16 protein-coding genes, 2 pseudogenes and 1 riboswitch are annotated in these 23,347 nt (G+C 36.8%); of the genes and pseudogenes, 9 read left to right on the forward strand and 9 right to left on the reverse strand.

Annotation, left to right across the window (positions count from 1 at the left end; all coding sequences use genetic code 11):
- The first annotated feature begins 276 nt into the window (after positions 1–276).
- Complete coding sequence (locus SAGCYANO_RS28430) at positions 277–1,470, forward strand: aspartate aminotransferase (RefSeq protein WP_202223223.1); 1,194 nt, start codon at positions 277–279, stop codon at positions 1,468–1,470.
- 1,137 nt (positions 1,471–2,607) lie between these two features.
- Here the strand turns inward: SAGCYANO_RS28430 and SAGCYANO_RS45825 are convergent.
- From SAGCYANO_RS45825 to clpX, 4 genes and pseudogenes are all read right to left on the reverse strand, one after another.
- A pseudogene (locus tag SAGCYANO_RS45825) lies at positions 2,608–2,970 on the reverse strand (IS5 family transposase); the annotation flags it as partial.
- Positions 2,971–3,452: 482 nt separating this feature from the next.
- Positions 3,453–3,602: a hypothetical protein gene (locus SAGCYANO_RS28440; RefSeq protein WP_202223229.1), complete on the reverse strand. Its 150-nt coding sequence runs from the start codon at positions 3,600–3,602 to the stop codon at positions 3,453–3,455.
- A gap of 287 nt (positions 3,603–3,889) precedes the next feature.
- Positions 3,890–4,198 (reverse strand): RNA-binding protein, encoded by a 309-nt coding sequence (locus SAGCYANO_RS28445; protein WP_202223146.1) that lies wholly within the window; start codon positions 4,196–4,198, stop codon positions 3,890–3,892.
- A gap of 330 nt (positions 4,199–4,528) precedes the next feature.
- Positions 4,529–5,890 carry an ATP-dependent protease ATP-binding subunit ClpX gene (gene clpX, locus SAGCYANO_RS28450; RefSeq protein ID WP_202223147.1) on the reverse strand — a complete coding sequence of 454 codons (1,362 nt, stop codon included), beginning with the start codon at positions 5,888–5,890 and terminating at the stop codon, positions 4,529–4,531.
- An 857-nt stretch (positions 5,891–6,747) separates the two neighbouring features.
- On the opposite strand from clpX, the gene SAGCYANO_RS28455 reads away from it, so the two are divergent.
- The 4 genes from SAGCYANO_RS28455 to cobW all read left to right on the forward strand — a co-directional run bounded on the left by SAGCYANO_RS28455 (position 6,748) and on the right by cobW (position 11,968).
- The gene (locus SAGCYANO_RS28455; RefSeq protein ID WP_237396790.1) at positions 6,748–8,001 is read left to right on the forward strand and encodes a transposase; all 1,254 of its coding nucleotides are present in this window, start codon (positions 6,748–6,750) and stop codon (positions 7,999–8,001) included.
- A 95-nt stretch (positions 8,002–8,096) separates the two neighbouring features.
- Positions 8,097–8,254, forward strand: a riboswitch (cobalamin riboswitch).
- The gene (locus tag SAGCYANO_RS28460; RefSeq protein WP_237396791.1) at positions 8,228–8,776 is read left to right on the forward strand and encodes a HupE/UreJ family protein; all 549 of its coding nucleotides are present in this window, start codon (positions 8,228–8,230) and stop codon (positions 8,774–8,776) included. It overlaps the preceding riboswitch by 27 nt.
- Positions 8,777–8,993: 217 nt before the next feature.
- On the forward strand, positions 8,994–9,398 hold the full coding sequence (locus SAGCYANO_RS28470; protein ID WP_202223149.1) for a DUF1636 domain-containing protein: 405 nt from the start codon (positions 8,994–8,996) through the stop codon (positions 9,396–9,398).
- A 1,502-nt stretch (positions 9,399–10,900) separates the two neighbouring features.
- On the forward strand, positions 10,901–11,968 hold the full coding sequence (gene cobW / locus SAGCYANO_RS28475; protein WP_202223150.1) for a cobalamin biosynthesis protein CobW: 1,068 nt from the start codon (positions 10,901–10,903) through the stop codon (positions 11,966–11,968).
- A gap of 1,826 nt (positions 11,969–13,794) precedes the next feature.
- On the opposite strand, the gene SAGCYANO_RS28485 is transcribed toward cobW, so the two are convergent.
- A complete protein-coding gene (locus SAGCYANO_RS28485; protein ID WP_202223152.1) occupies positions 13,795–14,508 on the reverse strand; it encodes a hypothetical protein in 714 nt (237 codons plus the stop codon).
- Between the two features lie 88 nt (positions 14,509–14,596).
- Here SAGCYANO_RS28485 and SAGCYANO_RS28490 point away from each other — a divergent pair, with 88 nt between their 5' ends.
- Positions 14,597–14,833, forward strand: coding sequence for a hypothetical protein (locus SAGCYANO_RS28490; RefSeq protein WP_202223153.1), 237 nt, complete (start codon positions 14,597–14,599; stop codon positions 14,831–14,833).
- A gap of 200 nt (positions 14,834–15,033) precedes the next feature.
- On the opposite strand, the gene SAGCYANO_RS28495 is transcribed toward SAGCYANO_RS28490, so the two are convergent.
- From SAGCYANO_RS28495 to SAGCYANO_RS28510, 4 genes and pseudogenes are all read right to left on the reverse strand, one after another.
- Positions 15,034–16,719 (reverse strand): tyrosinase family protein, encoded by a 1,686-nt coding sequence (locus tag SAGCYANO_RS28495; RefSeq protein ID WP_202223154.1) that lies wholly within the window; start codon positions 16,717–16,719, stop codon positions 15,034–15,036.
- 245 nt (positions 16,720–16,964) lie between these two features.
- Positions 16,965–17,537 carry an EF-hand domain-containing protein gene (locus tag SAGCYANO_RS28500; protein ID WP_202223155.1) on the reverse strand — a complete coding sequence of 191 codons (573 nt, stop codon included), beginning with the start codon at positions 17,535–17,537 and terminating at the stop codon, positions 16,965–16,967.
- Between the two features lie 349 nt (positions 17,538–17,886).
- Positions 17,887–19,564, reverse strand: a pseudogene (locus SAGCYANO_RS28505) (ABC1 kinase family protein).
- 519 nt (positions 19,565–20,083) lie between these two features.
- Entirely contained in the window at positions 20,084–20,959 is an 876-nt protein-coding gene (locus SAGCYANO_RS28510) for a hypothetical protein (protein ID WP_202223156.1), read from the reverse strand.
- A 564-nt stretch (positions 20,960–21,523) separates the two neighbouring features.
- Here SAGCYANO_RS28510 and SAGCYANO_RS28515 point away from each other — a divergent pair.
- The 3 genes from SAGCYANO_RS28515 (at position 21,524) to SAGCYANO_RS28525 (ending at position 22,622) form a co-directional block, all read left to right on the forward strand.
- The gene (locus tag SAGCYANO_RS28515) at positions 21,524–21,763 is read left to right on the forward strand and encodes a transposase family protein (RefSeq protein WP_202219316.1); all 240 of its coding nucleotides are present in this window, start codon (positions 21,524–21,526) and stop codon (positions 21,761–21,763) included.
- Positions 21,750–21,977: a hypothetical protein gene (locus SAGCYANO_RS28520; RefSeq protein WP_202219317.1), complete on the forward strand. Its 228-nt coding sequence runs from the start codon at positions 21,750–21,752 to the stop codon at positions 21,975–21,977. The genes SAGCYANO_RS28515 and SAGCYANO_RS28520 overlap by 14 nt, the downstream gene beginning before the upstream one ends.
- 75 nt (positions 21,978–22,052) lie before the next feature.
- Positions 22,053–22,622, forward strand: coding sequence for an ISAs1 family transposase (locus SAGCYANO_RS28525; RefSeq protein ID WP_202220848.1), 570 nt, complete (start codon positions 22,053–22,055; stop codon positions 22,620–22,622).
- The last annotated feature ends 725 nt before the right edge of the window (positions 22,623–23,347 follow it).

The following is a 23,347-nucleotide window of genomic DNA, read 5'->3' on the forward strand; positions in this document are numbered from 1 at the left end:
GAGCGTGTGGGAGATGTCACAAATTGATACCTATGCAGATACTACAGCTAATTTCTGAAGATTGAAATCTGATGTTTTGAAAAAAATAGTTTATTTTAAGTAGTCTCACTTTTACCGAATAATTAAGGTTTAAAGCATCTCCTTTAAAGGAGAAACAGGACAAAATTTTCATTATTAGTCAATCCTCTTCTTTTCAAGGAGAGATAATTGTTAATTATTAATTATTAATTATTAATTATTAATTGTTGAACTACCTATTTCCAGCCTCAACTTGTAATAAATATGGATTGGATTAATCCCGCAAACAGGGTACAAGCACTACCACCTTATGTTTTTGCCCGTTTAGACGAACTAAAAGCTCGTGCCCGCGAACAAGGGCTAGATTTAATTGACTTGGGAATGGGCAACCCTGATGGAGCGACTCCTCAACCTGTGGTGGAGGCCGCCATGGTCGCTTTACAAGAAGTAGCTAACCATGGTTACCCCCCCTTTGAAGGTACTGCCAATTTCAGAAAGGCAATTACTAATTGGTATTTCCGTCGTTATAGTGTAAAACTTGACCCAGAAGGTGAAGCTTTACCACTTTTGGGTTCTAAGGAGGGTTTAACTCACTTAGCTTTGGCTTATGTGAATCCAGGAGATTTAGTTTTAGCACCTAATCCTGCATATCCTGCCCATTTTCGTGGCCCTTTAATTGCTGGAGGTAAGATTCATAGCATTTTACTGAAACCAGAAAATGATTGGATTATCGATCTAGGGGATATTCCCGATAGTGTTGCAGAGCAGGCAAAGATTCTCTATTTTAATTATCCTAGTAATCCTACAGGAGCTACTGCCCCACGAGAATTTTTCCAGGATATTGTGGCTTTTGCGAAAAAGTACGAAATTATGCTGGTTCACGACTTATGTTATGCTGAGTTAGCTTTTGATGGTTATCAGCCTACAAGTTTATTGGAGATTCCTGGAGGAAAAGATATTGGTGTTGAGTTTCACACTATGTCTAAAACTTATAATATGGCTGGTTGGCGAATAGGTTTTGTTGTTGGTAATTCTCGGATTATTCAAGGGTTACGCACTTTGAAAACTAATTTAGATTATGGAGTGTTTGCTGCTCTACAGTCCGCTGCTGAAACTGCTCTACAGTTACCGGATGAATTTTTACAACAGGTTCAAGAACGTTATCGGCAACGTCGAGATTTTCTGATTCAAGGTTTAGGTAAGCTGGGTTGGAATGTACGGAAAACTCTGGCAACTATGTATTTATGGGTACCTTGTCCACCAGGAGTAGGATCTACTGATTTTGCTTTGTCTGTATTACAAAAAACTGGGGTTGTGCTGACTCCTGGAAATGCTTTTGGTAGTGGAGGAGAGGGCTATGTGAGGGTTAGTCTAATTGCTGAATGTGAGCGTTTGGCAGAAGTATTAAGTCGGTTTCAGCAGGCAGGAATTTCCTATCATTCCTATCATTGAAGTAAGCCAAATTTTATGTCCCACATTCCGCACCACAAAATGTAGTATAGAATCAGGAGTCAGGAGACAACCCACCCTTCGCCCCTCCCAGGAGGGGAGGGGAAGACAGGAGACAGAATTTTAGAAGAAAATCATAGCTGCCGTGATTGAGTCATCATAAGAGGAAGTATTTATGCGTAAATTTTTACTCGGAAGATCGATGAACGAAAAAAGTATTGAGATGATTTGCATAGTATGAATATCTACCAAGCTACAGATTCATATACTACTGTTAAAGTAAGCAGAAAGCTAGGGTTAAACTTAAGCCGACTTTGTAGGGGCACCGCGGAAATTGTCCCCAAAGAATATATCTTTGGTCAGCGCTCGAAAAAACGAAGCAACATGGATTTATCCTGTTGCGTAGTATCAACTTAGAATCCCCGTGACTGACCTCCGGGGAGTAGTCAATATTATTTTCTTTGGATTTCTGAGAGCTGATTTATAAAGTAAATATTAAGAGGATAAATGCTTTACAGTGTAAGGGTTCGACACTATCGATCGCCCCTAGGACATAATTTTCCGCAAACTCATGCTAGAAAGGAGTTTCAACTCAGTTTACAAATCAGCTCTGAATACTTAGAGCCTGTCATCAATTAAAAAATTGACAAAATGGGTATTGTATGATCTAGGTCATAGGCGATCGCTATGCCAATAAAATGACTGAAGCTACCTTTAGGAATTCCTCCAAGATTTTTCCTTGTCTTGTAGGGGCGTTAACGATAGTTATGCGCAAGCTTTCGGCCGTTTGCTGACCCATAGCTGACGAATGGCACCCCTACTTCTTCCTTGCCTTCTCTATACAATACCGATGCTACCGGACATGATATTATTAATTATTAATTATTAATAATTAAATAATTCGCGCCTTGAAGTCTCCCCTTTTAAGGGGAAAAAAGCGGTCGAGGGATGGCGAGGTCCCCTCGCAATATCCAATCGACCAAGACAGCGGTCGTAGCGCAGCTTCCCGTAGGGTGGGATGGCGAGGTCTCCTCGCTGTCTGACCATCGACCAAGAAAAGAAATAATATTTCCTTATATTCAATTCCGTAGCGGTTAAAACCCGAGGTAATTATCAATTATCCATTATCAATTAATGAATACGGCCTATATCTTCCTGTTCTCCACTACTGTCTTTCGCTCCTGCACTATGTTGATGAGCACGAACAATAGTGGCATCGATCATGGCATATTCAGACTTCTGCATCCTCAGTCTTAGCTTGAAATAGCCTTTCCCATACCCCTGAACTGCTCCAACGACTAAAATGGGTATGGACTACGCAGAATTCCCCGAATCTTTCTGGTAAGTCTCTGGTTCGCAATTCCTGCTCTATACCTGTATAAAACAGCTTCCACAAAGAGGCGGTTGTCTGTGGCAGTCCTACCTACAATTCCTTCGCAGCCTGGTAGTAGATTTTGAATCCGTTCCCATTGGTCCCATACGCAAGCCATAACGTCTAGTCATTTAGAGCAGTCCTTTTTTATGATTGCTGTAGTTATTCCTCATAAGCACACTATACTTTTAATGTCAACCTCTTTAATTGATGACATGCCCTAGGACAGTCCATGTTTTTAAGCTCTAGCAAGCAACAGATATTTCTTAGTATGGTCTGTTAAGTTTTAGACGGAATTTTCCTCGACATTTATCGACAACTGTGGACAAAATGTATAGATATAACCATCTTTTTTATGTACAACTTTTCATTTGCTTACATGAACACTTTTAGCTTTTTGTCCTGACACCTTCAATAACTAATAATTAATTATTAATTATTAATTATTACCTCTCAAAAGAAAACGGAATTGATTGACTAATAATGAAAATTAATTCATTGTTTCTGCTTTAAAGGAGAGGCTTTAAACCTTAATTATTCGGTGAAATTAAAATTATTTGATTTTTACCGAGGATTAACTCTACCAACTTCCCCAGTTTCAATGTTCAATGCGCTAGTCTCCACTATTCCAAGCTTTTATCGGTTTTAGTGGGTTATACCTTATCGGGTAGCCTAATTTATTTACCGCTGCTTTCTGTCTACCTCCAAGCCCAGTGTAGATAGCAGCTAAAGCTTGGGTGGTCTTAAAGTCTAACTGATTCACTTCTCTTACACAAGCTGCATCTATACAGTGTGCTTTTTTTCACCGTTTATCCCAACACCAAATATATATAGACATCTTCATAAATAAAATATTCCTATTCAGCAAGCTTTTTAGAGAGGTTATATACAGTCCATTTAACTATCCTTTAAATAACCTCTGCTATCGATTCAGGTCGAGTTTTCCTATTCTCCCTGAAATTTGCCCCCTGCTCCAGTACTCAACATTTCTACATTTTTTTCACGCCTATTTCTATTTGATGCGGGCATTCTAGGAACGTTTTTGATAAGTTAGTATTTGTTGCTGCCAGAGAACTTACGATTATTGCCACCACTGTAGTTACCACCACCCTTATTTTCTCGTGGCTTGGCCTTATTAACCCTCATATCACGACCCATCCAACTTGCACCATCCAAAGCTTCAATTGCTTTTTCTTCATCCTCCTCGCTTTGCATTTCCACAAATCCAAAACCACGTACTCGACCTGTTTCCCGGTCTATAGGTAAATGAACTCTTGTTACCTGTCCATATTCAGCAAATACTGCATTTAAGTCCTCTTGTGTGACATCGTAGGATAAATTACCCACATATATTGACATAGACTGTCTCCCAAATCAGCTAAAAATTTAAAAGGAATAGAACTCGGAGACAAGTCTGTAAAGAAAAACTGGAAAACGCCCATCGAACTTAAACAGATCCTCGAAACCGATAACACATTCTAGTATATCACAAGCTAGATTTAGCAATAGTAAAAATCAAGAAAGTTTGACTCAGAATATAGCAGGCAACAGGCAATAACTTATTTGTGGGAAAAATATTTCTTTGCCTAAGGTTTATTGTCGGTATATTTTCTAACCAACCCTTTCTTTGCTATAGATTTGTATACTTATGGCTGAGAATCAAGTAAGTTTTTCTATATTTGATAATTTTTAAGCAGACTCATGCTGTTTATGCCAAGTTGGATGCCATAACAATTCAGCAGTGGATCTTTTTTCTACCATTTCTTCAGTGATAATACAACGGGTTACATCTTTACGGGATGGCAACTCATACATTACCTCTAACATTAATTCTTCTAAAATGCCTCGTAATGCTCTAGCTCCTGTTTTGCGTCTATATGCTTCTTTAGCGATCGCCCTGAGAGCTTCTTTTTGAAATTCTAACTTAACATTATCCATCTTTAATAATTTTTGATACTGTTTAACTAGAGCATTTTGTGGCTCAGTTAATATTTTCATTAATGCCGTTTCATCTAATGGGTCAATTACTGTTAATACTGGCATTCGTCCAATAAATTCTGGAATCAAACCAAACTTAACTAAGTCATCTGGTTCTACATTTTTGAGTACATTAATATTACGTTTTTCTTTTGATTGTAAAGCGATATTCTCTTGATTAATATTTTCGGCCTGAATAAAGCCCAATGATTTTTTTCCCTGTCGTTGTTCAACTATTTTCTCTAACCCGACAAAAGCACCACCACAAATAAATAAAATTGAATTGGTATCAAGCTGAATAAAATCTTGATAGGGATGTTTACGTCCTCCTTGTGGTGGGACATTAACTATTGTCCCCTCCAAGATTTTTAATAAAGCTTGTTGGACTCCTTCTCCAGATACATCTCTTGTAATGGAAGTATTTTCACTTTTACGAGCAATTTTATCTATTTCGTCTATATATATTATTCCTCTCTGAGCCGCTTCTATATCAAAGTCTGCTACTTGCAATAACCTTAACAAAACATTCTCTACATCATCCCCTACATAACCAGCTTCGGTAAGGGTCGTTGCATCTGCTACTGCAAATGGCACATCTAGTAATTCTGCTAGAGTTTGGGCTAACAGAGTCTTTCCACAACCAGTTGGGCCAATTAATAGGATATTAGATTTTTGTAATTCTACATCAGGGTCAACGCTGTGGTCGGAATTATGATTTGTTTGACAACTCAGACGTTTGTAGTGATTATATACTGCTACTGACAGTACTTTTTTTGCCTGGTGTTGTCCAATTACATGATGATCCAAGTATTGATTAATTTCTGTAGGTTTTGGAACTGCTTCTAAGGAAGTTTTGCTCTTAGCTGAATAATTATTGTCTGCTAATTGTGAGCCGATTTGGCTAGCTGAAGTATCATCTTTTCTAGAGTTAAAAATTTCTTCTTCTAATATTTCGTTACAGAGTTCTACACATTCATCGCAAATATAAACCCCAGGACCTGCTATTAACTTACGGACTTGATCTTGGGATTTGCCACAAAATGAGCATTTAAGATGGGAGTCGTATCTGGACATACTTGTTTTCTTCCTTGATGATGGGGATCTTTTTTTTCTGAGGAGTTCAAAAGCTGTTATTTGATATTGATGATTGAAAAATCCAGCGTATTAGTCATATTTTAAGTCTGAATTTCACAACTTCTTATGTTTATAGTTTCAACTCTACTCTCATTATATATATTTTTAAGCATTTTAATTTTTCAATAAGATAATTGAAATAATTTACTATAGTAATTGCCATACTTGTAAGGTACAAAATTCGTAATTTTTAGGGAACAGGGAACAGGATAGAAATAAAGATAGGTGTATCTCACGCTTCCTGAGAAACACTATATGAGATTTATCTACTCAGAAGGTTTAACAAGTATGAGGATATGGCCTGATTATTTTAAACTCAAAAAAGAAAAATAAGCTCTGTCTGAATCATTAATAATTGTAGGTTGGATTTATGATTATATTATATCCACAATTTGTATCCGCTCAATAAATGGGGGCAGACTACCAGTTTAGGAACGATTTTATGCCATTTGAGGCTTGCCATTTACCTAATTTACCCCGGATTATTGAGCAGTTACCACAATTTCTTAGTTTTTTGCATAATCTAGATTTAGCTGAATCGCCGATTCATCTCACGCCATAATCTTTAATTTGGCGTGAGATGAATCTGCGGCAAATTGAATAGGTTCGATGCCCATTCAATTTTCCAACATCACAGCAGAAGCCTTCGCCCTAGTAGACATCTCCAATAATAAAAAATCAAATTAATTATCGTACAGAAATCATTAATTCTTTCCCCCTACTCCCTATGCATGGAGGAGATGTTTAGTAGAAAAACTTGTATTATGATATTCCAATAACCCCAGAAATTTTCCACCATGCGCACTGCCTACCAATATAAATTAAGGCCCAAATCATATCAAATCGCCACAATAGAACTATGGCTGGACTTGTTGCGTCGGCAGTACAACTATCGGTTAGGTGAGCGGTTCTCGTGGTGGTCAGAAAACCGTTGTCCAGTTAACGCCTGCCCCTTGGTAATGCCAATTCCTCAACTAAGAGATAATCCAAATTATTACTCTCAAAAAAAAGATTTAGTCAATACCAAAGACAAATTTCCGGAATACAAGCGAATTCACTCTCAGGTGTTACAAGATTGTATAAAACGGGTAAAACTTGCCTTTGATAGATGGTTGAAAGCAGACATAAAAGGACAAAAATCAGGAAAACCAAGGTTTAAGGGAAAAGGACGTTATCGCAGTTTTACTTATCCTCAAATAAAACTTGACTGCATAGAAGAAAATCAAATTAATTTGCCCAAAATAGGAAAGGTAAAGTTAATTCAACATCGTCCAATACCAGAAGGGTTTACAATTAAAACAGTGACGATTAGTCGTAAAGCTGATGGTTATTATGTAACTTTATCCCTAGAAGAAAAATCAGTTCCAGCTTTAACAACTGAAGTGGAACCTACATTAGAAAATACTCTGGGAATCGATATGGGACTGAAGGAATTCTTAGTAACAAGTGAAGGAGAATCTGTTTCTATCCCTCAATACTATCGAAAATCTCAGAAGCGATTAAAGACTTTGCAAAAACGTTTATCTCGAAAGAAAAAAGGAAGTAAAAGGAGGCTCAAGGCTGTCAAAGCTGTAGCGAAACAACATAAAAAGGTAGCCGATAAACGTAAAGATTTTCATTTCAAAACAGCCAATGAATTGTTATCAAAAGCAGATGTTATTGCCCATGAAAACTTAAACATAAAAGGACTAGCAAAGACTCGTTTAAGTAAATCAATTAATGATGCAGGATGGGGAAAATTCCTGTCTATTTTGACTGTCAAAGCTGGAAATGCTGGACAGAAAACCATAGCAGTGAACCCTATAAATACCAGCCAAGATTGCTCAAATTGTGGAAAAAAAGTCCCCAAAGAATTAAACATACGAACTCATTCTTGTCCGCATTGCGGTATTGTCATAGACCGCGACTTAAATGCCGCGATAAATATAAAAAATAGGGCGGTAGGGCATTCCGTCTTTAAAGCTCGTGGAGTCCGATGCAGTGGCAGGACTGCGAAACGAGAAGCCCACACTATAGCGTCAGCGAGCGTGTGGGAGTATGTCACATACTGACTAACTATTTTTTTGAAAAGATGTATTAAGCAGAAAATGTTGAAAAATTTATAAAAATCAAAAATATTTTGAGCTAGAAGAGAAATATTATGATATAGTTCTTAAACTATGTTGGTTCTAGCGAGGGTCAGTCGTTAGAAGTAAAGGGGAAAGTTTGGTGTAAATCCAACGCTGTCCCGCAACTGTGAAATGAGTTTAGTAAAGTCTAAAATTTCATTAAGCCAGAATGCCCACCAACATTATTAATAAAAATAATCAATACATCTGCGAGGTACGGATGAAAGATAAACATTACAAGCCTACAAAAAGTAGGATTGTTCATCAATTGCATAGAATAAAAGTAATTTTAGCACTAGCAATTTTAATTTTTTTCAGCACAATAGAATCAGCAATAGCTCATCATCCAATGGATGGAAAAACACCAAGTAATTTGTGGGAAGGTTTTCTATCTGGTGTAGGGCATCCAGTTATTGGAATAGATCATCTGGCTTTTGTAGTTGCAGTTGGATTAATTGCAGTAGGAATCCCCAATGGTATATCAATAATAGCATCTTTTCTCGCTACAGTAATATTAGGAACAGGTATCCATCTTCTAAGTATTGATTTACCTTTAACAGAAATAGCGATCGCTCTATCAGTACTTGTTTTTGGTACAATGCTAGCTCTTAAACAGAAGCTGAGTGTCCAATTCTTAAGTATCTTTGCAGCCATTGCTGGTATATTTCATGGTTATGCTTATGGAGAGGCAATTATTGGTGCAGAAATGACACCTTGATTTGCATATTTGTTAGGCTTTACAGTGGTGCAATTATTAATAGCATTATTAATAATAAAATCTGCTGAATTAGTAAGTAATTCTTGGCAAAATAAATTCTTTCTTGTAATGCGCTTCTTGGGTTTAGCAATAGGTGCTATTGGAATGGTATTTTTCACCAGAGTAATATTTAGTTAGTAGCACAATTAAATTCCTACAAAATTATCAAAAAAACAGAATGTCTACGCCACAAATACTATTTGTTTGTACTACTTGTGCGAGTGTTTGGAAAGATGGGAAACGACAAGGCATTAGTGGAGGAGAAAAACTACTCGAACAACTTTCCCAACAATATAAAAATTGGCACTTACGGGATAGATTTTCTATAAAACCAATAGAATGTATGAGTGCTTGTAGTCACTCTTGCGCTATCTCTTTTGCTGCTCCTGGTAAGCATACTTATGTATTTGGAGATTTACCATCTCAAACAGAAGTTTTGTCAGAAGTATCAGCAGCAGTATTAGAATGTGCGAGTCTCTATGATGCTAAATCTGATGGATTATTATCTTGGTCGGAAAGACCTAAGCATTTAAAAAAAGGCGTTTTAGCAAGAATTCCACCATTAATTTATGGAGAGATTTAAGCAAAATTAATTGTTGAAAAAGTACAGATATTTTTCAATGTTAATTGTGTTTCTTAAGTAAGCATTCAGCAATTAGTAATTAATAATTACTTCTTAGGTTTGTGGAGGGTAATTTGACAGTAACTTTTTATTCAAACTCAATTTCAAAGGTTGCCTTTACCTGCCCCAAAATTACAGCACTTTTGAAGATAGTGAGGTACAGTTATAAGACTATTTATTCCTATATTCCCTGTTGCCTGTTGCCTTACGGAGCTTTTGCCTAGAGCAATAAACTTTGTACCTCATCCACTAGGAAACTGCTGTAATTGCTATTTGCGTAGCATTGCGAAGGAAAGGAAGCGCTAATAACTGACAGCTGTTAGCTCCGCATTCCGCAGGAAATGCTTACCTTTCTTCTATCACTCGTTACTATGGCTTTAGTAGTTCCTATGTTTGTTAATTAAATGTAGCTATAGGATTTATATTGGAAATGTAAGTAATACCAAATTCAAAAAAGGTCGTTACAGTATTAATCTCTAAATTCCGACCAGCAGAGAAAACCACTGTAGCAATATTTTATGAAATTGGTATAAGAAATTTACAGCGCAATTCATTTAAGTAGACTACAAAATTATTTTGGGTTAGGGAGGTCGGGACATTCCATACAACGTCCGTAGGTAGTAACTTGTCACTGTAGTCTATCTATTTTAAAACCGCTATAATTCTCTAGAAAACAGGGGAAAGTTTTAGTAACTTTTTTTGCCTGCTAAAAAAGTTGAGAATCTAGTTTCAAACTCATTACTAAATTCTATAGAAGGCAACAGTTCCAGAAAGCAACAATGGAAAAAAATTTCTCCTTATTTGATTCATCATTACTCTATTTATTCATTTTTTCAGCAATTCAATATTTGCTTTTGCTATGGATAAAATAAAAATCTAAAGCAAGGAAAAGACCAAATTTAATAGTTCATAAAATATTTATAGCAGTGGAAGGAAAGGGCGCGGATATATCAAAAACTTACCGAAAAATTAATAATTAATAATTATTAATTAAATAATTCAGCTTACTCTGCCTCCCCTTGGCTGCGTCGCGAGCTGCCACTCTACAAGGGGAACAAAAGAAATAATATTTCCTGACATTAAATTCCGTAACGGTTTTAACCAGAGGTAATTATCCATTATTCATTATCCATTATCCATTAATGAAAGCGTATTTCATATTAGTAAGGTACACCTGTCGCGGGCAAGATGCTATAGCGGGCAAGATGCCCGCACTACGAACACTTTAGCATTCATACTTGTACCTCATTTATCTGAAATCTGCTGTAAAACTCAGACAAAACAAAATTTTTAGCTCTTTTAGTCCTTCCTTCTTCCTTTTTCCTTCTTACTTCTGCTATACCTAATAAATCTAGGTAATTTTGTACTTAGTTTTATTTCCTCTAATTTTTGATTTCTAGCTTGTTCCTTATTCTCAATTTTCTATTTGTCAAAAAAATCATCAATAAACAGTATTAAAATTTATGAGTGCCAAAATTCCTGTTACTGTAATTACCGGCTTTCTCGGTAGTGGAAAAACTACCACAATTCGCCATTTATTACAAAATAATCAAGGTCGTCGTATTGCAGTTTTAGTTAATGAATTTGGAGAGGTTGGCATAGATGGAGAACTTTTGCGTTCCTGTCAAGTTTGTGATGAAGAAGATGCCACTAATAACATTGTTGAACTAACAAATGGTTGTCTTTGCTGTACAGTGCAAGAAGAATTTTTCCCGACTATTCAGCAGCTATTAAAACGCCGAGAAAAAATTGATAGTATTTTAATAGAAACCTCTGGGTTAGCATTACCAAAACCTTTGATACAAGCATTTCGTTGGCCTGAAATTAAGACTTCTGCAACTGTAGATGGAGTTGTTACTGTTGTTGATTGTGAAGCAGTGGCAAATGGTACTTTGGTAGGAGATATTGATGCTTTGGAAGCTCAACGTCAAGCTGACCCAAATTTAGACCATGAAACACCTATAGAGGAATTATTTGAAGACCAGTTAGCTTGTGCGGATTTAGTTTTATTAACTAAGGTTGATATGGTTGATGAAGCTACTTCAAATAAAGTACAAAATTGGTTAAAGGAACAGTTGCCTAAAACTGTAAAAATAGTTTCTTGTATTGGGGGAGAAATTAGTCCGGATGTATTGTTAGGATTTAATGCAGCAGTTGAAGATGATTTAGATGCTCGCCCTAGTCACCATGATACAGAGGAAGACCACGAACATGATGATGAAATTAATTCTGTTCATTTAATTTTAGAGCAAGAATTTGAACCGAAAGAGTTAGTAGAAAAGTTGAAAAGGTTAGCGATAAATGATGAAATTTATCGAATTAAAGGTTTTGTTGCGGTGCCGAATAAACCAATGCGTTTAGTTTTACAAGGGGTAGGTTCGCGCTTTGATTATTTCTATGACCGTCTCTGGCAAAAAGAGGAACTTAGGCAGACTAAGTTAGTATTGATTGGTCGTGATTTGCAACTAGAAAAAATTCAATCTGAGTTGGTTGACATACTCTCCAACCTAAAGGCGCGGAGATTCTCCTGAAACCAGGATTCTTGGTTTGCGCTCCGCAAGGCTACGCCAACAAAGAGTCCACTTAAATCAAATACCTTGCGGAATCTAATCCAGAGATGGTTCTCACGTCTGCGGGTTTGCTCTATTGCCTCCTCCGGAGGAGCTTCGCTATCAAGAGCCTGTTACCGAATAATTAAGGTAAAAATCCTCACGGGGTGACAAGCTCCTCAAAACTATTGTTGGATAAGGATTTCCAGGATTCTACTTTTGTAGAAAATATGGATTTTTGCCAATAATAATGATAATCCTTTTTAAAAATGTGTGGGTTCGCGTTGGCGGAGCCTAGCGGCAGCTATATCGCGAACCCACACCACCACTAATAATGATTATCATTCTTACAAAACCAGTCAATTTTTCACCATTGCTTACATCCTTTAAACCTTTATACAACAATAGCTTTGAGCTGCTTGTCACCCCGTGAGGTGAAAATCCTCTCCCTTAAAGGAAAAACAAGAAAATATTTTCCTTTTATTCTATCCTCTTCCTTTTAGGGGGAGGCTTCAAACCCAGTTTTTCGGTGAATAATGTTGCATTGATGAGCTGCGGATGTGCCTAATAATATTTGTTTGAATAAGTGTTTGTTTTTTTATTTTTGATTTGGTTGATAATATTTTGTTTTGGAGGTTTAAATTAGATGTAATTATAGGTTTCTGTTTTTGGTTTTAATATTTTAAACTTTACCGTTTTTGTCTGATTGTTAAATAAGGAAATTTTTCTGAGTTGGTTAACGAGGTTTCAATATTTTTAGGGATTTTTTTCGATTTTGTGATATTCTATACTTGTGATAAACTTAGGGCATTTTATGTCTTGATTGATTTTTAATGCTGTTAATCCCTATTATGCCGTTGTCTTGCCCGATCTTTTTCTTAATTTTCTTTGCTCAAAATGACTAATTTTTCTTTGGTCATTTTTTGCTGTTTTGACAAAAAGTTGTTTGTGTGATAATTAAAGACAGCTTTTTCGGTTTTCGGAAATGTTTTGTGTTGAATAAAAAGTCTAGCGTAGGGGCAATAAATCCCCAATAACATTATACTATCAGAGTTGGTTTGAGGATGCAAGCCTATTTTTTTTTCGACCCCACTTCTTTTTTGGAGCTTCATAGAATGAAAGTGTTGTTGGGTTAACTGGACTTTTGGAAAAAATAGGTTAAAAATAAGGCTAAACCTTTATACATAGGACTTACCGAAAAATTGTGGGTATGCGCCTCCCCTTGATCGGGGATAATAAGCGGTCGTTTGCGGAGCAGTCCGTTAGGATGGGATGGCTCCGAAACCTGCGCCATATCCAATCGACCAAGAGAAGAAAAATTTTCATGAATTTGTCAATCCTCTTCTTTCAAGGAGAGGTAATTATTCATTATTCATTATTCATTATTAATTGTTGAAGCAGATACGCTATATATAGTACCCATAACTATTGTCCAATAGTTACTGGACTCTATACACAGTGTCTTTGCGTAAGTCCTGATACAGTAATATTTTTACCTTAAATAGAACGTTTTCTTGATATATCTAGGTTTCAGCCATTTTAAGCAAATTCAGGTATTTCACCTGCTAATACTGGGTTTGAAGCCATTTTCAGTGTAAAAAATTTAAAAGTCCAGTTAAGGGGGTTTTGATGGGAAAGGCGATCGCTCTATGGGTTTAGCGATCGCCTAAATTAGTATTTACTATGTATAGTCTCTTTGCTTAAGTCCTATCAAAATTAATCAAATTGACAATTATGAGAGTCTTTCTAACTTTATTGCTCTTTGTCAAGAGATTAATATTATTGCTCTTCACCGCTTAAACAGCCTGTTATTCACGAGTGTAGATGTCTAACTTGTTAACAGTTATGGTTTCATCCACAGGTCCACTATTCTTGATAATAGAGATGGAAAGTGAATCTAGGTTGAACTCCTTAAACTTTTTAATTTGCTGAAGTAACTCATCGGTAATGTCAAATAGAAATGTTTTTGAGGTTGGGCGATCGCTCTCTAAAACAAAGAAAGCCATAGCACCCAGAAAGTAGGTATCAATATCAGCAATGGCAGCCTTCTTGGCTTCTTGCTCATTGGGTAAATTGAGATAGACTTCGTAGATGCCTAGAGGTCGTCCGGTATAGGTTACACTTACTTCCAAATATTGGGGTTGAGATAACCCGTCTTTAGTGAATAACTGATTGGATTCAAGTTGACTGCGGAATTGAGGGTTCAGCGGAACCGTCTGGGTAAACTCTTGATTGCTTCCCACTGTTCCTGTAGTCTTATTGGTACCCAGGAGCGTTTTAGGGGGTTTATTGGCCATAAGAGTTGTTAAATCTAATATAGCAGAGAGATTTGGACTCGTGTCATTATATTTATAGTCTATGCTGTAGATTGCCTTAATGACTTCCTGTATGGTATTGGCTTTTACCGTTTCGAGATTCTTTTTTCCACAGAAGATATGGGCTTCATAGCGAGTATGGGAGTTACAGGTATTTGTAAGGGTATTATCAGCAGCAGTTTCTCCTGCCAATGTACTTACTGACAAAAATATACCTACCAAGGACAAAATAAATGTCCTGCATAGGAGTAGGAAAAAATACTTCATATTGGAGATGTACCTTGTAATCATCAAATTGACAACGATTACAGCTTGTCAAACTTTATTGTACTTTTTTTTAGTCTTTTCTGTCACCCCTTCTGCACATTATAGCGGTTTTCACAAAGGTAGACTACAGAACTTCATGCCTTCTGACTTTACAGCGCTTTTCAAATTGGTGAACCACATCGCCATAACCAAAACAAAGGCGATCGCTAAATCCATAAAACGATCGCCTCAATTAGTATGTACTATGTATACTGTTTTTGCGTAAGTCCTGTCAAAATTAATCAAATTAACGATTATGAGAGTCTTTCAGACTTTATTGCACTTCGTCAAGAGCCGGACTTATGGAAAATCACCATATCTAGTAGGAGCGAATGCCATTCACCCCTATAGATAGTGTATAATTTTGTGTTTTGCGTAAGTCCTGAAGAGATTAAAACTATAATTCTTCAGTACTTAAATAGCCCGCTATTCACGAGTGAAAATGGATATGTTGTCAACAGTTATGGTTTCATCCACAGGTCCGCCATTCTTGAGAATAGAGATGGAAAGTAAATCTGGGTTGAACTCCTCAAACTTTTTACCTTGCTCAAGTACCTCATCAGTAATATCAAATAGAAATGTTTTTGAGGTTGGGCGATCGCTATCTAGGACAAAGAAAGCCATAGTACCCAAAAAGTAGGTGTCAATATCAGCAATGGCAGCCTTCTTGGATTCTTCCTCATTAGGTAAATTGAGATAGACCTCGTAGATGCCTAGAGGGTGTCCGGTATAGGTTACACTGACCTCCAAATATTCGGGTTGAGATAACCCTTCTTCAGTGACTGGCTCATCGGATTCAGGTTGACTGTCAAGTTGAAGGTTCGACCTATTGGATCTCAATTGAGGGAGGAATTGAGAGTCTATCAGAACTGGCTCGATAAACTCTTGATTTTGTCCCACTTTTTTCCTAGTCCGCTTGCTAACTAGGACTTTTTTACCTATTTTAGCTTTGAGAGCTTTTGCTGTGGGAGCTGTTGAAGTTGATTCAGCAATGAAAGGTGTTGAAGTTGATTCAGCTTGAACAGGGAGATTAGGCCTCGTGCCATCATCATACACATAATCCATATTGTAGACGGCCTCAATGACTTCCTGCATTGTGTAGCCTTTTACCTGACCGTTAGGTTCAAAAAATTGATAAGGCCAACTTACTTTCTCCAGTTCCTCTTGGGTAACAGGCTGCGTTTTGGGTAGCTGAGTCCATTGTGCCCAAAGGCGATCGATATTGCCGTGATGCATCCAAAAGATGGGGTCAAAGCCAGCGCTAGGAACATTTGTCATTAAGCCAAACTGGGGGTTGCCTTGATCGTCTACAGAGCGGTTATAGATTATATTAAAGATATTTTGATTTTCTTCCGAGTAGTAACCGCCAAGATAGTTATGCATTAGGCCGTGGGGTCTAATATCAATTGTTGTGTTAAAGTCCTCATACACTGTCCCTTTTTTTAGTCCTTCCACTGCATCTAATAAATTTTTCTTGGCAAAATCATGGTCTAGTGACCCACCATTGTTCAATCCCGGGTCTCTTCCTGATTCATAGAGAGAATTAGAATCATCTGCTGGTGTGTAAAACTGCTTGGGCATAGTTAGCCGACTTTTATCCGGGATTTGCGTATCGAATAAACTAATATAATTCCAATAAGGAAGGTTGAAGTCAGGATTATTGGACAATTTCCGCACAATTTTTTCAAAATGATACACATACAGCCGATGCCAGGGCAAAAAGTGAATGCCAGACGTCCCTGCAGAGTCATGGGTGCAGTTATCCCAGGAGGTAAGCAATTTGCCAGTGTCGGGAATAGGATTACCTTGAGCATTTACAGAAAATTCGGAATAGAAGGGACACAGTGGATTTTCCATTATGAGTCCTGATAACCCAGAGGCTGCAGTAGGTACCCAGTGAATTGATCCCTGATAATACCAGCTAAGTGGGTCTTCACATCCCATAGCTTTCATTCTTTTGAGGGCTTTCTCAAGGGATTTGAGATTCTTTTTCCCACACTCGGTACTGGCTTCATAGCGAATATGGGGATTACAGCTTATGGTAGGGGTATCAGCAACAGTTTCTGTTGGAGTATCGGCAACTGCTTCCCCTATAAATGTATTGACAGACAACAATATGCCCACCAAGGACACAATAAATGCCCTGCGTAGGAATAGGAAAAAATGCTTCATAGTGATGTGCCTTTAATCAAAATTAATCAAATTGACAACTATTACAGCCTGTCAAACTTTCTTGCACTTTGTCAATAATTCTGCACTTCAAAATGTATGACAAAAGTGCCATTCAAGCAGTAAACCGAGCATCGTGAGGTTTAGGAATCTCCCGTTATAATCGCGAGATTTAACGGGAGAGGATGTCAAGAATCGACTAATTTTCCATAGGGAAGGGGAGAATTATCTTTATCACCCCCAATTTCAAACCAGTAGTGTATATGAGCTTCGACAAACTCTTCACGAGTGATGGAACCTGAGCCATCTGAGTCGATACTGTCGAAAGCTTGGTCAGCATTGTCAGACTTTTCTTCTCCGGTGTATATTGCCAGGTACTTTCGGTACTCTTCACGAGATATTTCCCCAGAATGATCGGTGTCAATAATATCGAAGAAAAGCTCGTTTTTATGTCTGCCTACTTCATATATTTTATCTGGAGATTCAGCTAATGATAATGATACAGTCTTTGCAACATTAGCAATCAAATCTTCTTCACTAATTTGAGTGTTACTATCAACTGGTCCCCCTCCAGCCATAAAATATTGAAACAGAGAATGACACATCTCGCGAATTTCTTCATTCTTTGATGAATCATTTTGAAGTTGAATTAAACGATTTGCAATTTCTTCAAAGTCGGAGAGGGTTAAAACCCCATTTTTATCGACATCCATAAGTTTGAAGTAAGTCTTCATTCTGGCACGCCAAACAGGGGATGACAAAAATTTTTCTGGATACATTTTTACTAATAAGTCAAGAAAACTATATGAATGTCTTGATATTATCATTATCTATGCAGAAGGAAGAAGGAAGAAGGAAGAAGGAATAAGGAATAAGGAAAAGTATTACGTTGTCTGAGTTTTAAACTTTTTAACTGTCCTCACCTTTCTTGAGACTGCTATAATTGCTCATTAGCGAATTGGTCGCCATAAAAGCTTAAATCTACATTCCCCACTCCAAAACGTAATATAAAAAATGGAGAAAATAATTAAGTCTTTATGCTTAATATTTTCCTGATAAATTTAATTTTAGAAAAGTCAATGAAGATAATTGATGTGGATATATAAATATTTACTTATCTGGCATTTTGTCTAATTTTTCTCTGAAAGATAATTCAAATCCTGACTTTAAAACCAAGATAAATCCTAATCCTGATAATATACCAACCACTATTGCTGCTTTCATCAATCCTTCTGCCAATAAAACTGAAGCTGAGAGGAAAGTAAAACCAGAAAAACAAGTAAAAATCAAAGTTTTCAAAGCCAAATTAATCCGTTTTAATAATCGATCATTTTCAATAGAGCGGACTCTAAATTGAATTTCCCCATCTTCAATTTTCGTTTCTAATTGACGGATTAAAATTTCACTTTTACTTGGCTGCTGTAACTTATACTTAATAAAATCTCTTGTCTGTTTTGCCAATTCCCCTACAACTCTACCTCTACCTTGAGCAACAGTAATACTTTTAACAAAAGGTTGAGCGCAAGTAACCAAACTATATTCAGGATCGAGTTCTCTAGCAATACCATCTAAAGTAGATATAGACTTCAGAATAAAAATCATTTGGGAAGGTAATCTAAATGGTTGCTGCTCAAACAAAACATAAAGTTCTTCCTTTATTTCATCAAAATTATAAAAATCGACAGGTTTATCTGTAAAATTTTCCAATAGAAAATTCACTAATCTTTTTACAGGCATAATATCCGGCATTGGCTCAATTAAACCAATAGTAATCAAAGTATTAAGCACCTGGTCAACATCTTTTCTGAGAATAGCAAAAAACGTTTTAATCATCTGGTCTTTCGTCAATGACTTTACCTCAGCCATCATGCCAAAATCATAAAAAATTACGCCACCATTTAAACTAACAGCTAAATTTCCTGGATGAGGATCTGCTTGAAAAAACCATCTAATAATAATTGCTTTAAATAACAACAAACTCCTATTTGATTAATCCCTTTTGGATTAATATTACAAGCTTCTAGTCGTACTTTGTCGTTAATTTTAATTCCCGGTAAATACTCAAGAGTAATAACTTTTTCCGTAGTATAAGTCCAATAAACAAGAGGTACAATTATTTCCGAATAATCTTTAAAATTTTCCCGAAAACGGTCAGCATTTTTCCCCTCATTCACATAATCAATTTCTTGATAGAGAATTTTAAAAAATCATAATAAATAGCATCTAATTCATACCTTTTAGCCCAGGCAAAATACTTTTGACAAAAACGGATAACACTTTTGACAACCTTTACATCCAAGTCAAATAAAGATTTTAATCCAGGACGCTGTACCTTAACTACAACTTCCTCACCTGTTTGTAACTTGGCTTTATGTACTTGTCCAAGACTAGCTGCAGCAATGGGACGTTCTTGAAAATCTCGATAGAGAGAATAAAGAGAGTTACCAAGCTCTGACTCAATAATAGCGATCGCTTCTGTCGTTTCAAAAGAAGGAACATTATCTTGTAATTTTCCTAACTCCTCCACATATTCCTTCGGTAATATATCAGCCCGTGTGGATAAAGACTGACCTATTTTGATAAAAGTTGGGCCTAAATCTAGCATAGTCCTCACCAACCACTTAGCCCTACGCTTTCTCACAGAGGCAAACTTATTTTGAAATAAATTGTCCCACCATAAAAAGGAAAAAAATTTTCCGAAGGCACTAAAAACATCTATTTTTCTGGTTAGAGGAGAATATTGAGTGCGTTGCCAACGAAGGGACTGAGAGGCATCTTTAGTGAGCATACTATAAGTTCTGTAAATCTATCCACCGTCCATTGATTGTAACTGGGAAACGAAAATTCCGGAAGATGGGTAGATTAATGCCAATTTCACCTATAGTGCTACGCGCTAGGAAGTAGGGGAGTAGGGGAGCATGGGAGTAGGGGAGTAGGGAGTAGGGGAAATTAAATATTGAAGTAATTATAGAATTATCAACATATACTGTACTTTATAACCTGATTTTATATCATATTCAAATCTGGTAGCATTGGCATAATTAGATTCAGAGGTGGAGACCCACCCCTAACCCTCCCTGGAGGGGAAAATGTGGAGATGGGGGATGGGTCCCCATCCCTAACCCCTCCCTGGAGGGGAATATCGAGAAAGGTTTGGCAATGGCGCATCGGTTGGAACATTTTTATACCTAACCTGAGCGGGTTTGATATCAGAAGTAAGGAGTCAGGAGTTAAAAGATAAGGTGTCGGATTCTTTTTGAATTTGGTAAAAAAGATAAAAATAATACAGAAATAAATAGAGAATTTCTTATTTTTTATTAGCTTCTTGTTTAGCTATATCGCTGTTTTTTTGGTAAAGTTCAACCCTATTGACTGCCACATCATAGCGTGAATAATTTGGAGAAACAGAGGCCATTAGTCGTGCTGCCTGTTGCCATTTGGAGGCGATCGCCATCCACTCCTCCTGAGACTGAGCTGTTTTACCATCAGCAGCAGCTTCTTGAGCAAGTCGTACCGCTTGAGCAAAAGCTTCTTTCGACTCAGCTATAGTATCCTCTAAATTTTTAATAGTGGAGTCAGAAGACTGTAAGGTTATATTTTCTGTTGTGTTTTCTGTAATTGATATTCTATCTAACCTAGAAAAGTTTAACCATCTATTAACTTGAATGCCCAAAACCAGCATCAGTAGACTTAGAAAAAAACCACTCATCATACCCAGTTGAAATTGATTTTGGTTTTGCATTTGAATTGGTTTAATACCTGTAGATAGAGATATGGGAATTGGTTGAGGCTTATTTGTCTGAAAATGACGTGCTATTTGTTTAAAAATATTGGGCTTAGTCAAAGTAATTTGTTGAGACCAGAGCAACTTATCTTTTGGGTCTCTGATAATTTCATCAAGCCATAGTAATTGTTGTTCTTGGACAATTCTACTGTTAATATTTACTTTTCGGATATTACGAGGTGAGATGTCTTCGAGAGTATGCTTAACTTGCTTTACAAGGTTAGACTGTTCCAACTGTTCAATCTCAGGTGCTTCGCATAAAAGCTGTAAAACACCATCCGAAAATATAGCTCTAATTCTTACATCTAATGTAGCAAGCTGTTGATTAAGAACTTGAATAATAGCTGCTACACTTCCTTGACGCGCTTGTATAAATATATCGTTAATTTGATCTGTCATTGGTAGTTACTGTAATTGATTTATATAGTTAACTCAGATAGTTAAATATGATTTTTAATTTGTCTAAACTTTCTTGGCTAGACTTCACAATTATTACCGAAAAAAGCAATCAAATAAAATTAAATATCAATAACTTTATACCTTTTTCTTAATAAGATTGTAGATAGGGAAATAGTTATAATTTTTACCTAAAAATTGTGGTTTAAAGCCTCCCTTTTAAGGGGATAATAAAGAAAAATTTTCATGATTAGTCAATCTTATCCGTTTTACAGCGGTTTTCATTTGGGTAGACCACAGTAGGGACGTTCCATGGAACGTCCCTACAATATTTTGCTTGTGAAGATGTGGTTCATCAAGAGCGAAAAGCGCTATAAAGGAGAGGTAATTGTTAATTAGGCTTTGCGCTCAAAAGTCTTTTAGTAGGGGTAGGAAACAACCCACCCCTAACCCCTCCCTGGAGCAGGGCTAATTCATTGTCGCCAGAGAAAAATATTGAGGAGTACAATGATTGTTGTCAAGTATTGAGTTAAGCTAACTATTCTCAATATTAGGGCTTAGATAGAAATGAACTTATTACAAATATTGGCCCAATTACCAGATTTTCGAGCTGCTAGAGGGAGACGTTATCCATTATGGTTAGTATTACTGTTAGTAATTATGGGTACAATGAGCGGTTGTTTCTCCTATTGTGCCCTAGAAGATTTTGCTCGTCGTCATCATCTGGCATTACAGCAACAACTAGAGCTATCGCCTTTGAGTTTTCCAACTGAAGTCTACATTTCGGCGAATTATGACCAGAATTGATTTTGCTCAATTAGCTCAAGTATTCAATCAATGGGCTCAACACCAAATAACAATTCAAGAGGCCGAATGGTTAGCAGTGGACGGTAAGAGTATTAGGTCTACTGTCAGTGACTGTTATGGTTCTTACCAAGACTTTGTCAATGTTGTTTCTGTGTTCAGTAATTGTCAAGGAGTACCTGTAGCCATAGAACAATTTCACGTGGGAAGAAAGTAGTGAAATTGCTGTTGTCCAAGCCATATTGGCTAGTTTAAACCTTGAAGGAGTAGTTTTTAGTTGCGATGCTTTACATTGTCAAAAAAAACCGTCAAGTTAATCATTGACAGAGGTAACCATTACACAATAGCAGTCAAGGGTAATCAAAAAAAACTGTACCAGCAAGTACAACTAACAACTGAACAAACACAACCAAGTAGTGTTGATATATCAGAAGATAGATCTAGAAATCGTGTGGTTTGTAGAACAGTGTCTGTGTTTAATAATCTGTTGGGAATTAGCTCTGAGTGGGAAGGAATTAAGTCTGTGATTAGAGTTGAGCGTCAGGGTACACGAGCAAGTGTTGACTATTATCAAACAGCTTACTACATTAGCAGTCTGAAATTAAGTGCAGCAGAATTTGCAGTAGGAATTCAGGGACATTGGGGAATTGAGAATCGACTACATTGGGTTAAAGATGTAGTGTTTCGAGAGGACACAAGTCTAATTCGGCACTCTCAAGCTGCTGCTAATTTTTCTGTGATTCGTCAGTTGGCGATCGCTATCTGTCGCCTTCATGGTTATTCTTCCCTCACTACTGCGATTCGTACCATTGCTCACGATTTGGAGCAGATTTTTCTGATGATTATAAATCTAGAACTGTAGTCATTGAGAATTGAAATTGGCCCATACACAGAACCTCACTCCCCCCTAGTTTTCGATTTCAATAGTTCTGGTATTGGCGATCGCGACTGATATTAGCGATCGCGACTGAGTCTGTGACATAAATTTTTCCTGTATAAGTATGATAATTTAGGGGAAAAGACTATGAAATACTTGACAATATGGCCAAACTTGTACTCCTCAATATTTTTCTCTGGCGACAATGAATTAGCCCTGCCTCCCTGGAGGGGAAGACAGGAGAAATGGCTTGGGAGCGAGGAGGTAGGAGCTAAGTTTTGTCCCAAGATTGTTCTGCCCAACTATAAGCCTAAAATAATAACTTTTTGAGCGTTTTAGACGTGATACCAGGCACTTTTTAAAGGCCCCAAAAAGGCACTTGTCTTTATATGTCAATGCTTTTAGATTTAATCAGCAAGCCCTAATTATTAATTATTAATCATTAATTGTTGAAAGATATTCCTTGTATAATTTAATTCCCACTATAAAACCTTGGCTTTACCGATCTTTACTTATAAACTGGCCATTTCATTAATATGACCAACTTCTGATTAACAATAAAGTTGTACAATATCAAGAAAAATTAAATCTGTTACTATACCTTTTTCTCTTTTCTATTCTATATTTCTGACAACTACAGCTAAGTCTACTAATTCTGCAAGAAGTCTACGATATTATACCAGTTACCAAAAATAATGCTATACTTAATT

It is taken from the genome of Okeania sp. KiyG1 (assembly GCF_014132355.1).
Classification (GTDB): domain Bacteria; phylum Cyanobacteriota; class Cyanobacteriia; order Cyanobacteriales; family Microcoleaceae; genus Okeania.